This window comes from Emergencia sp., assembly GCF_048465375.1.
Classification (GTDB): domain Bacteria; phylum Bacillota; class Clostridia; order Peptostreptococcales; family Anaerovoracaceae; genus Senimuribacter.
In genome coordinates this window covers 367,721-379,429 of sequence record NZ_DBFWLQ010000002.1, presented here as the reverse complement: position 1 = coordinate 379,429, position 11,709 = coordinate 367,721, and the positions used below count along the sequence as shown (strand labels likewise).

At 44.2% G+C, this 11,709-nt stretch carries 11 protein-coding genes; 3 read left to right on the top strand and 8 right to left on the bottom strand.

The features are described from left to right. Positions 1 to 227 precede the first annotated feature (227 nt). A complete protein-coding gene (locus ACMQ5W_RS02250) occupies positions 228 to 788 on the top strand; it encodes a TetR/AcrR family transcriptional regulator (protein ID WP_419023039.1) in 561 nt (186 codons plus the stop codon). 77 nt (positions 789 to 865) lie between these two features. Here ACMQ5W_RS02250 and ACMQ5W_RS02245 read toward each other — a convergent pair whose 3' ends face one another. From ACMQ5W_RS02245 to ACMQ5W_RS02235, 3 genes are all read right to left on the bottom strand, one after another. Next, entirely contained in the window at positions 866 to 1,633 is a 768-nt protein-coding gene (locus tag ACMQ5W_RS02245) for an ADP-ribosylglycohydrolase family protein (protein WP_419023037.1), read from the bottom strand. 95 nt (positions 1,634 to 1,728) lie between these two features. After that, the gene (locus ACMQ5W_RS02240) at positions 1,729 to 2,835 is read right to left on the bottom strand and encodes an AfsR/SARP family transcriptional regulator (protein WP_419023035.1); all 1,107 of its coding nucleotides are present in this window, start codon (positions 2,833 to 2,835) and stop codon (positions 1,729 to 1,731) included. 4 nt (positions 2,836 to 2,839) lie between these two features. Next, entirely contained in the window at positions 2,840 to 4,381 is a 1,542-nt protein-coding gene (locus ACMQ5W_RS02235; protein ID WP_419023033.1) for an amidohydrolase, read from the bottom strand. Between the two features lie 169 nt (positions 4,382 to 4,550). On the opposite strand from ACMQ5W_RS02235, the gene ACMQ5W_RS02230 reads away from it, so the two are divergent. Together ACMQ5W_RS02230 and ACMQ5W_RS02225 are read left to right on the top strand one after the other, a co-directional pair. Beyond that, a complete protein-coding gene (locus tag ACMQ5W_RS02230; RefSeq protein WP_148494198.1) occupies positions 4,551 to 4,913 on the top strand; it encodes a DUF3796 domain-containing protein in 363 nt (120 codons plus the stop codon). Then, a complete protein-coding gene (locus ACMQ5W_RS02225; RefSeq protein ID WP_148494196.1) occupies positions 4,910 to 5,116 on the top strand; it encodes a helix-turn-helix transcriptional regulator in 207 nt (68 codons plus the stop codon). Before ACMQ5W_RS02230 ends, ACMQ5W_RS02225 begins: the two co-directional genes overlap by 4 nt. A 101-nt stretch (positions 5,117 to 5,217) precedes the next feature. On the opposite strand, the gene ACMQ5W_RS02220 is transcribed toward ACMQ5W_RS02225, so the two are convergent. The 5 genes from ACMQ5W_RS02220 to ACMQ5W_RS02200 form a co-directional block, all read right to left on the bottom strand. Beyond that, positions 5,218 to 6,756 (bottom strand): sodium:solute symporter family protein, encoded by a 1,539-nt coding sequence (locus ACMQ5W_RS02220; protein WP_419023031.1) that lies wholly within the window; start codon positions 6,754 to 6,756, stop codon positions 5,218 to 5,220. 35 nt (positions 6,757 to 6,791) lie between these two features. Continuing rightward, a complete protein-coding gene (locus tag ACMQ5W_RS02215) occupies positions 6,792 to 7,016 on the bottom strand; it encodes a hypothetical protein (RefSeq protein ID WP_419023029.1) in 225 nt (74 codons plus the stop codon). A gap of 151 nt (positions 7,017 to 7,167) precedes the next feature. Further along, the gene (locus ACMQ5W_RS02210; RefSeq protein ID WP_419023027.1) at positions 7,168 to 8,625 is read right to left on the bottom strand and encodes a sodium:solute symporter family protein; all 1,458 of its coding nucleotides are present in this window, start codon (positions 8,623 to 8,625) and stop codon (positions 7,168 to 7,170) included. Next, positions 8,609 to 9,982, bottom strand: coding sequence for a sigma-54-dependent transcriptional regulator (locus tag ACMQ5W_RS02205; RefSeq protein ID WP_419023025.1), 1,374 nt, complete (start codon positions 9,980 to 9,982; stop codon positions 8,609 to 8,611). Before ACMQ5W_RS02205 ends, ACMQ5W_RS02210 begins: the two co-directional genes overlap by 17 nt. Continuing rightward, a complete protein-coding gene (locus ACMQ5W_RS02200; RefSeq protein ID WP_419023023.1) occupies positions 9,954 to 11,618 on the bottom strand; it encodes a sensor histidine kinase in 1,665 nt (554 codons plus the stop codon). Before ACMQ5W_RS02200 ends, ACMQ5W_RS02205 begins: the two co-directional genes overlap by 29 nt. Positions 11,619 to 11,709 lie beyond the last annotated feature (91 nt).

The following is an 11,709-nucleotide window of genomic DNA, read 5'->3' as shown; positions in this document are numbered from 1 at the left end:
TTCACCCTATTGTCAATTGTATTTTCTAATTTTTCAGAATTATTCGCATCGAGGGATATACATCGGTGGTTAGATTGATATTAATTTTCGTCTATGCTATAATGAACGCAAAGATTTTACAGTTTCGCTGTAAGGAAGCGTTCATTGGACGATATTTTCTATGTTATAAAAAACAAAGCGACCGTTCGTTCTGTCAGTCGCCAAAAACAAATGCAATGGAGTATTATATGAGTAAACATGGTTTGACAAAAGAGCGGATTATCACCGCATCAGAAGATTTTTTTTCTAAATATGGTTATTATGGCACATCTATGTCTGACATTTCGAAAGCTACAGGTGTTCAGAAGTCTTCTCTTTACTCCCATTTCGACAGCAAAGAACAATTATTTCTGAAGGTCTATCAGGGAGTTCTTGACAGTGCGGCCGCGCAGCTTTCCAATATCTTCTTTGATAACCGCCTATCAGATGAAGAAAAACTGCATCAGATGTTCCTCCTCTTCTGTCTCAGCGAAACGGCAGATATTCTGCGCATCGGTCTGCATCCCAATCCTGAGTGCCAGGAGCAGACTACAGAGATACTTCTCAAATTTGAGGAAAATTTCAAAACTCTACTGATAGGATTATTTAAGCGGCTATGCGTAACCAAAGCCGATGATGACTGCTGCGAAGTCTTCTTTTTCCTTCTCAACGGCGTTATGATTAAAAAAGACAACTATCGAAAGGACGAGTATCCACAAAAGGTAGAGTTAGCCTGGAACGCTTTTTGTCAGTGGACGAAGATAAAATAGAGGTAAAAACTACAAAAACATCAAACAGAGCTGCCGCTTCCGCGACAGCTCTGCTCATGACAATATATCCTGCCTTATCACATCTCCCCCTCTATCTCCCCCAAATACCTCATAGCCCCTTCCACGATCCCTTCCGGCAGCCCATAATACCCCTCTGCAATGCCGCCGGCTATAGCTGCTATGGTATCGCAGTCACCACCGATGGAAATGCAGTTGCGAATGACGTCCACAAAGGACTCTCCTTCAAAAAAGCACGCGAGCGCCTGGGGCACGCTGCCCTGACAGCTCACGTCAAAGGCATAGGTCTCCCTGATTTCATCTAAAGTAAAATTTAGAGAATAGAATTCACCTTCAATAAAATTCCTGATTCGCACTTTGCCCCAGCCTTCCTGGCGGGCGAGAAAGACTGCCGCCGCAACCGCCTGCGCGCCTTTGATGCCCTCCGGGTGGTCATGGCTCACCACAGCCGAGGCCTTGGCCAGCTTCAGCGCCTCCTCCAGTGACGAAGCATACTCTCCCACCGGAGAAACCCGCATGGCAGCGCCATTGCCATAGCTGCCGTAAGGCTCGGGTTCATCCATCAAAAGCCACTTTGCAAATCGTCCCCCGTAACCGCGATCCGCATACTTTCGCCCCAGCCTCTGCATTTCAGAAATCAGAGCCGCCTGAAAGACCTGGATATCCTTTTCTTTGTCATATATCCGCAGCGCATTTCTGACTGCTATGGTCATGACGGTATCGTCCGTAAACCGGCAGTCCTCCCGAAAAAGCGGAAAATCTTTTGTTTTGATGTTGTCAAACTCATATACGGAGCCGACAATATCGCCAATAATCGCACCAAGCATACAAAGCACCTCCCACACGACAAAATTCTACAAAATCATTATAATCCTCGCCTCTCGTCATTGCAACGAGAAGCATCATTTCTTACCCTGTGCTTTTACTCCTTCACCTCAATGATTGCCAGCATTTCTCCGCAGGTCCTCTTGAGAAGCTGCAGAACATCCCGCGAAACCGCATCCATAGAGTTGAGGTCGTGCACGGCGATCTCCAGCCGGTTGCCGCCATCTGTAATCCCTTTGATCAGATCCATAAATGCATCTGCAACGACCGCCAGAGACGGAGGCACAGACGGTCTTCCCAGACGGCGCTGGATATGAGAAAGGTCCGAGAGCATTTCTGCAGAAAGGTAGTCGCTGAAACAAAGGCTCCCCTCTTCCATCAGCTGCTTTAATACATCAGACATCCAGAAACAGTCGACAGATTGCAGACAACAGGTTTCAATTCTGACAACAGAGCGGGATGCTTCCCGCTTCCCGATTCCCCCGATCAGTTTCTTCAAAGCGTCTGAAGGCTGCACGCCGATATCCACCGCCAGCTTATTATAGAAATTCTGATAATATCTGACCGCCTCGTTATAATTTCCCTGTTCGATCAGAATGCCGATGCGCCTCTCCGCAGCCCCTTCGTCATAGGGGTCGATTTCCTCCAAATCCTGCAGAGCGGATAAGCAAAGGGCATCCTGCCCCTTTTCCCCATAAATCTCCACCAGTTTTTTCAGCAACGCCAGCCGCTTGTTTTCCAGGCAGTAACGCTGCATGATGATCAGCTCCTCCAGTTCGTCGCAGCCGGCAAAATACTGCCCTCTGAAAAAGTCCTCCTGGGTGATCTGCCTGACGTATTCAAGCTTCGTCACGTCGTCTTCAGCAGCAATATCGATACGCAGTGCCTCGCAGAGGTCGCAGCGGTAGAGGAACCGTTCGTTGACCTGGCAGGTGGTTTTGGTGACGATCAGAAAACTCTCTTCCTGCACCGCAGAATAGAGCAGCTTCTTGAGCTGCCAAAGGTTATATCTCAGATTATATTTTGCCGCATCTTCCGCACTTTCCGGCCAGAGATAGCCCGCCAGCCTGTCGCGGTCGATCTTCTTGTGCTTCTGCAGCAGCAAAACAGCCAGCAATGCTGCACTTTTGCTGCTCACTTTGCTGCTGATGTCCTGGTCGTCCAGCTTGATTCTGACTTTGCCCAAAAAATTCAATTCCAACATGTCTTCACCCTTCAACCATGACTTTTCCACGCTTTATCGTTACAGCCGTCTTCACCGTCTTCAACCTATCTGGCAAAAGCTTTGCTATATCCTGCTCCAAAATAATCACATCTGCTAGCTTGCCTGGAGTCAGACTGCCGATTTCATGTTCCTTGAACAGTGCGTAAGCGCCGTGAATGGTGTACATCCTAAGGGCCTCTTTCAGGCTGACCCGGTGGCAGCAGACAGGATGATTGACTGCATCGTGAATACCGACCATAGGGTTGGGATCGGTGATGTCACTGTCAGAGCCGCCGCAGACGATGATACCGCTGTCAAAGATCTGCCGGAACTGGTTGGATCTGCCATAATGGCCGCCCAGCCGCTGCTCGTACATACCGCCTTTCTCTCCCCAGATTCCTTCATAGGCTGGCGTCATGGAGAGAATGACTCCAAGATCTGCAGCTCGCTTCATCTGTACCTCTGTAATCAGTTCAGCATGTTCAATACGGCTTCGATGGTCTTTGCGTCCGAACTTTGATATCGCCAGTTCAAAAGCGTCGAGAGCCAGTTCAATGGCCCTATCACCGATGGCGTCGAGGGCGACCTGCAGGTTTTTCTCATAACAGCGGCAGACCACTTCTTTGAGGTAATTCTCGTCGATACAGAAGAGTCCTCTGCAGCCAGGCGCATCGGCATAATCGAAAGACAGTGCTGCCGTCCGTGCGCCCATGGTTCCATCCAGGTACAAATTGCCGCCCAATCTTTTCAACCCCTTTTCCATCACATAGTCCACGTTGGTCGTCTGATAGAAAAGTTCCATGTCGATGGGATATTTTTTGCCGTGCTGATAGATGAATTCGCACTGCTTGTCTTCTCCAAAGGCAAAATTCATATTGCCGCCCTCCATGGCTGCAATGGTGGTAATCCCACAACCCAGCATCTTGTCCATGGTACTCGACACGGCCTCGTCAATATCTTCATCAGAGAACGAACTGAAGATCAAGGTGTCCAGCCTGGAGCCCGCCTGGTTGGTGAAAATACCCGTCGGCATCCCCTTCTCGTCCAAATCCACTCCGTCCAGCGTAAATGGTACTTTGAAGTACAATATCCCATAGGTGTTGAGAATCAGTACATGGTAGTCGGCAGAATAGACTGCTACCGGCGCATCGTTGCAATATCTGTCCAGCACCGTGCGGTCGGGCAGACGTTTTTCTTCCAGACGAGTAGCGTCGAGAAACTTTGCCACGATCAGCTCCCCTTTTTTCTTTGCGCGAGCAGCTTTGATGCTGCGGCCGATGCTGCGAAAGTTTCTGGCACCTTCCAGATTGACAAAGTTCTCCGCTAAACCGGTAATGACCATGTGAAAATGGCTGTCGATAAAACCGGGCAATATTGTGCGCTGCTGCCCGTCGATAAGACGATGGATTCCTTGCGCAAACTCCTGCCAGCCATCGCCGTCACCCACTGCCAGAATCCGCTCTCCTTCTATAACAATCCAGTCCGCCGTCTGTCTTTCGTCCATGGTCATACAGCGTCCGTTTTTGATGATAATCCGTTCTTCCATAAAGACTCCTTTTCCAAGCTCGTTGTATTTATTTTACCATTTTTTCAGCCCCATGAAAAGAGAACCATTTTGGCAGCTGCTAATTCGACTTCTCAAATTGACATTTATTCTGTAATGTGGTATATTTATATCATAAAGTTACAAATATACCACATCGGAGGATGAAATTATGAAACATCGCAAATATTTATATGGTTCACTGGGATTACTCTCTCTCTTAGGCTTTATCGGCATATTTACAGAGGAAAGAGGCTTTCTTGCTTTTTTCGCCTTTGTCGTAGATTTTGAATACTTTTTTATAAAATCAGATGAGATGCTGGAAGAATATATGAACCGATCTGCGTCACGGGCTTTTTACTGCGGAATGATTGCCACTGCAATCGTTGTCCTAATCAGCTTTTTCATGCAGAATCAAACTGCCAGCGAGTCCTTATTGGCTGGTTTTGCATGGGGATGGAGCGTCGCGGTTGTAGTCTACGCCCTATCGACCGCTTTTTTCGGATTGAAAGAAAAATGGGGTCTTGAAAAATGATTAAAAACAAGATAAAAGAATTTCGCGCACGGGAGAATATGAAACAGGAGGATCTGGCAAAATTAGTGGGCGTCCGGAGGGAAACAATCGGTAACCTGGAAAAAGGGCGTTATAATCCTTCCTTGGTACTTGCCTGGAATATAGCTAACGTATTTCGCGTCACAATTGAGGAGATATTCACCGTTACAGACGATTCTCTTTAGCAGACAATCCCTGGATAACAAAGAAAAACGCAGCCAAAGACTCGAAAGTCAATGGCTGCGCAATGCAAATTACCTCTTCAAAACAAATTCTCAATCCATCGTCATGCCAGGAATTTCCCCGTTTCTCCGTCTACTGCATCTCCAGTGTACCGTTTAAATTCTTCAAACATTTTTGCTTCTGGCTTATCTTGTTTATAAGTTGCCAGAGAAATGCCGATGTAAAGAATCGCTTCGACAATCACACCATAGATTCCCGGCAGAAATCCCAGTGGATTGAGTCCTGCTGTCATGAGGGCGATGGTTACGAGAAGCCCTCCAATCAGGCCCGAAAAGGCACCTTCTTTTGTCGCCTTTTTCCATGTCACCGCGCCAACCAGAGGAATCATCAGCAGACCGATTCCCTGATAATTTATCATGGCGATATTGACGAGGAGCGGCAAATCGAAGGTGGTGATGATGTATGCACATACGCCGATGATGACGACGATGATCCTTGTCCATTTGACAGACTTTCCGCCATCGTCAGCGCCGTTATAATCTTTTGTGCCGATACATCCATCATGAACTTTATGTCTTTTCCATACTAAAATTGCGTCGTTGGTTACAATGCCCGATATCGAGAGTAACGTTCCGTCTACGGTGCCCATACAGCCCGCCAGAATAAAAATGCACATGATCCCGAATAAGACAGCATTGCCGCTTTCTGCCATCATCTGCGGCAAAGCCTCTTCCCAGTTGCCGATGACATGTCCCGTCGCCACCTGATAACCGATGCAGGCAAAGCCGCCCAGCAAAATCAGCAGACACCATAACGATCCAAATGAATTCATAATTGCCGACTTCTTTACTTCGTTTGGTGATTTTGCCATGAACATTTTCAAGAAGATAGACGGGTAACAGAGTGCGCCGATCGAACAGAGGAACACAAACGAGAACCAGGATGCATTCATGCTCGAATCTAATACGAATACCTGCGGACTGATATCAAGCGCTATGGAGAACATGTTTCCCACACTCCCATAGTAATGATATACCACATATAAGATAATTCCTACTGCGCCGAAGACCATCACAATGGATTGAAACGTATTGACAGATGCAACGCTCTTGACGCCGCCCCACAGTGTATAGGCAACCATGAAGACCAATCCGATCAGCGAACCGACTGCTGTTGAAATGGCTCCCCCGGAGCATGCCTTAATGATATATCCGATTGTGACCAGCTCCATAGTAATCCATGTGGTGTTTAGAATGGCACCGGTGAGACCTGCAATCGTTTTCAGTAATTTACTTTGATACCTCAGTTCATAAATGTCACCGCAGTCAGATAATTGATATTGTTTCCCCAGCGGCCAAAGTCTTTTAGCCAGTGCATACATGCCTAATCCCGTGCAGAAGCCATAAGGGATGACATAACCAGCAAAAGCTCCGTTTATTCCTGCAAATCCAATCCATCCAGTCCAGGTGGAGCCTGAATAATAGGTTACCATCATGACCAGGCCGACTACGATTGCCCCCATACTCTTTGAACCTGTCATGAAGTCTTCAAAGTTCCCAGAGCCTGACTTAGGCGTTCGTAGTGTCAGAACAATAATAATGACAAAATAGATTGCCAACATAATCAGAGGAATCACTCCCATAATAAATCTCCTTTCTGATAATCGAGTAGTTCAAATTAACTTTTATATCTCCTTTGCCTTTCTGCATCAGCCTTACAATCCATTCTGTAGTTGATAATCATCGCAATGACGCCTATGATCGTCCATGCGATCAGCCACATGAAAAAAGCTGGCCATCCCAAAACCAATGCCGGTTTATTGGCGAATTGCAAAAATGCCGGAACAAGCATTACTGCAACTACAATAATGTAAATCACAGTAAAAAGTTTATGATGTCTCATATTTTTCTCTCCTTTCTTATCTCATCAGATATCCTTCAATATCGATTTCATCGATATTTCCTACACAATAAAAAAGCAAATACCATGCCAAGGGATCAGCATAGTATTTGCAACGATTCTTCAGATTCTTACTCTGAAATATGGGGTGATTCTAGCACAGGTGTGACCTTTTTTTCTTAGCGGCTGCACAGTTTGCGATGATAATGATTGCGTTAACGATCAGCCCCCAGACGCCAGATGTCATAATAAAGCTGATATTACTGATTTCCAAAACAGCAGTCAGGGTAAACCCGCTTGCCATAGCACAAAAAGCCGCTCTGGTATTTTTATTTTTTGAGAAAGCCGCATACATCAGAGTAGGAAAAATTTGACAAATGTATTGATAGCTGTTTATTGCCATGTCGGTCAGATTATCATCTAATATAATGGCGATGAACATACACAGCATAGCGACAATGACGATGACTATCCTTGATAATGTGACATAAGTATATTTATTCTTTTTATTGTATTTGCTCTCTGAAATCTTGCTTTCTGATACAAATGTAGTAATAATGGTAGTCGATAATGAAAACAGCGTGATATCGAGGGTTCCCATTGCAGCCGCCATCATGACGATATAAGTCAGGTACAAGACCCACGTGTGGTCAGATAACGCCATGATTTCAAATATCAGATTAGAGCTGTGGGTCACTTGTATGTTTTCTATCATCGCTACATAGCCGATCAGCACAAAGGACAGGCACCACAGAGCAGAAATCCCTATCCACTTCGCTATTTTTTTCTGTGAGTGCTCACTCTTCCCCATCACCATGCGAGAAAAAATCTGCGGCAGGCATACCATGCCCAAGGCAGATACGATTGCGTTAGAGATCCATTGCGAGGAATCGCCCATTTTGCTGAAATTGTGATAGTTTAATTCCACGATATCTGCATTATTTTTTAGAATCAGCAAAAAATCGGACAGCGAACCGTATTGATAGACTACCAGCATAATTGAAATTATAATGCCTCCGAAGATCATGATGATTCCATGTAAGCATGCGCTCCAAACGGCACTTTCCATCCCACCCCAGATGATATAGACCACAATCACCAGTAATCCCATGATGACAGCACTGACAAAATTAATACTATAATTAAATGCCGCACAGATGATGATTCCCAATGATTTGAGTTCCATCACGATCCAAATCGCACCAACGATGATCGATACGATGGAAACGAATATATTGATTGCATGACTGTGGAGCTGGTGCTCCAAATATCCTCCCAGTGAGAATATGCTGGATTCTTTCGCATTATCGTACACCTTGGGGGAAATGATTCCGTACAAAAACGCTGCAATGGCGATATATACGGTGGTGTATATACCATAGATGCCGATTTGTGTCGTCAGGGGTACCCAGCCTGTCCAAGTTGAACTGGTATAGATTGTAGATAATACACAGAAAACGAAACACCAATCAGAAATTCCCTTTGTTGCTGAATGAAAATTATCGAGACTGTCCACTCGCTTTTTCCCAAATGGCAGCAAGCCGACAATCATTGTAATTAAAAAGTAAAAAAGTACGACAATCAAAATCTGGTCACTACCGCCCACTATCATTGAAACCCCCTCTGTTCAGCTGAAACTGATTGATTTTTTCATGAAGGTTCCGCCTCGAAAGACCGATCTCTTCTGCTGTCTTTGAAACATTCCAATTGTTTTTTATGAGCATTTTTTCGATATAATTTTTTTCAAACTCGTACTTCGCATCTTTATATTGCATATTATTTTCGTTTCTTGACAAACTGCTGTGATCGTTATTCAATATTTCTGCTGGCAGATCCAATAATGTCACCTCTTTATTTACCTCTCCGAAGATATAGATGCGTTCAATCACATTTTTGAGTTCTCTGATGTTCCCCGGCCAGCAATAATTCTGCAAGCAGTCCATGACCTCCTTCGAAAACACAGGAATCTGTTTCTCGAACTTCTTTGCAAATTCCGTGCGATAATATTCGATGAAACCGTCAATATCTTCTCCTCTTTCCCTCAGCGGCGGGAGATGAATGGTTGCGACATTGATTCGATAATAAAGATCTTCCCGGAATTTCTCTTCTTCTACCAGTTTTCTGAGGTCTTTGTTCGTGGCACATATCAATCGAAAATCGATTTCCACAGAAGCTTCTCCGCCGATGCGGTATATTTCTTTTTCCTGGATTGCCCGTAATATTTTCGTCTGTGCCAGCAATGTGAGATCTCCTATTTCATCTAAAAACAGCGTGCCTCCTCTCGCCAATTCCATTTTCCCCTTTGTGTCTTTAATCGCTCCCGTAAATGCACCTCTTACAAACCCGAAAAGCTCGCTTTCAAAGAGGGATTCGGGAATTGCTGCGCAATTTATTTTGATAAAAGGCCCATTCCTGCGATTTGAGTTTTTGTGGATTAGCGATGCAATGACTTCCTTCCCCGTACCGCTTTCGCCCAAAATGAGCGTCCCTGATTCCACTCTCGCTATTTTCTCAGCCATTTTTAATACTTTTGCTATTTCTGGCGATTCTCCGACATATATTTCAGAATCGTCTATCAGCAAAGCTTCCTCCTCAGAATGATTCTCAAAATAGAAGACTTCCTCGATTTTCCTCAGCAGCCTGTCGGATTCCACAGGTTTTTCGATATAGGTATAGGCGCCTTGTTTCATAGCCTCTACTGCTGTTTCTATGGTGGCGTTGCCAGTTAATACGAGTATTTTCTTATGGGGATGGCGTGCAAGAATGCTCTTTATGACTTCTATCCCATCTATCTGCGGCATGACCAGGTCTGTGATAATTAAGTCAAAGTCGCCTAAATCAGCCCGTTCAATCGCATCTGCCGGGTCGCTGTCAGTGTCCACGCGATAACCGGCATAACCCAATATTTTTTCCGTGATAGTAAGAAAAGCAATATCATCATCAATCAGAAGTATTTTCCCTTTCTTCATCTTTTCCCTCCCTCGGTAATTCAATGACAAGATCCACGCCATTTAAGTCATTGCTGCGTGCATATACCTTGCCATTACACTTCGTTATCTCCTTTTTTACAATCCAAAGTCCCAATCCCGCATTTGCTTTTTCAGTTTTCGTAGAGTAAAATGATTCAAAGATTTTCTCCTTATCGTTATCCACGATTCCGTATCCATTATCACTGATCGTGATTATGTAGCTGTTTTTTCTTTCATTCTCGTCCGCCCTGACAATGATGATTCCATTTTCGCGCACAGCTTCAACGGCATTGCTGATGACATTCATCAGAATGGATTTGAATATTTCTGTATCCATTCCGATTTCCATTGTGTCGATTTTGTTTTCTTGTGAAAACCTGACGCGTTTTTTATATAAATCATCTCTATACAACAATAAAACCTGTTTTAAAATATTATTGAGGCTGACCGCTTTCCCCCTAGTGCCCGGACGCTCTTTCGACAGCTCCAAAAGATTCGTCACTACGTATTCAGCTCTCTTCGCCGCAGTGTTGATCAGACCAGATGTTTCACCATATTCTTTTAAAAAAATATATTCTGGCACGTTATCAAGATAAAGCTTGTCCAGATAGTACATACTGGATTTGATTACAGCCAGAGGATTCTTTAATTCATGGGTCACGGCAGATGTGACCTTGCCAATCTGCGCCAATCTGTCCAATTCAAAAATTTTTCTCGAATTTAATACGTCGACTGAAATATCTCTGGAGACCACCAGACTCACTTCTTCATCATCTTCAAAATATTTTATCGTGTCATTGGTGACAGTGAAAATTCGATGATTGAATACTTTCTCTGCAATTCGTCCGCCTGGCCTGCAGCCTTTACAGGGGCTGTCTTTCCCTAAAAACAATTGATGGCATTTTGCACCTTCTTCGTGTTTTTTTTCGAAATAATTTTCAAAACAGCCTCCACGGGAATTCATGTCGATTAAATGATAATTCTTATCAATAATCACGATAGAATATCCTATTTTCTCAAGTACGATCTTTAAACGGTTTCGCTGTTCAACGAGATTCTGATTTTTTTCCACAATATCTTTTTTCATATAGTTTATTTCATCTACCAGCATCTCAAGTTCATCATCATTGCGCAGATGAATTGCATCTTTATCAATTTGCGGCGCATACAAATTATCTATGATGTATTCAAGAGGATTTGACACCTTTGATACCAGAAATCTGCCGAGAAAGCTCGAACAGATTAATAAGAGCAGACAGATGATGATAATAGAATTGATGAATGCACTGTTATTGGATTTTGGAATCAGAATTCTGAAATTTGCACAGATTCCCTGATAAAAATAGCTTACCGCAGCGTATGTTGAACCTGCGGCAATGTTACACTTCTCCTCTTGATTGATGGAATACTTCGTATACTTGATTCGATCTACCGTAAACCCAGGGAAATACTTCTTCAAAAAATCTTTGTCAAATGATATACAGACACTGTATTTTTTGTTACTGGTTTTGTATGCAAGCCTGCCGTCAACTACAATCAATCCGTCCTCGTAATCTTGAAACTTTTTTAAAGTTCCGCAAAAGCGGCTGTTCAAAAAATCATAGATGCCGATTCGGCTGATCCCCCGCTCCCCCATTTGTTCTCCCAGACTTTTGAAGAGACTTTCTGCTCGATTGCTTTGGGAATTTTCTAGTAAAAGATCAACTTCCTTACATTGCAATGTGATA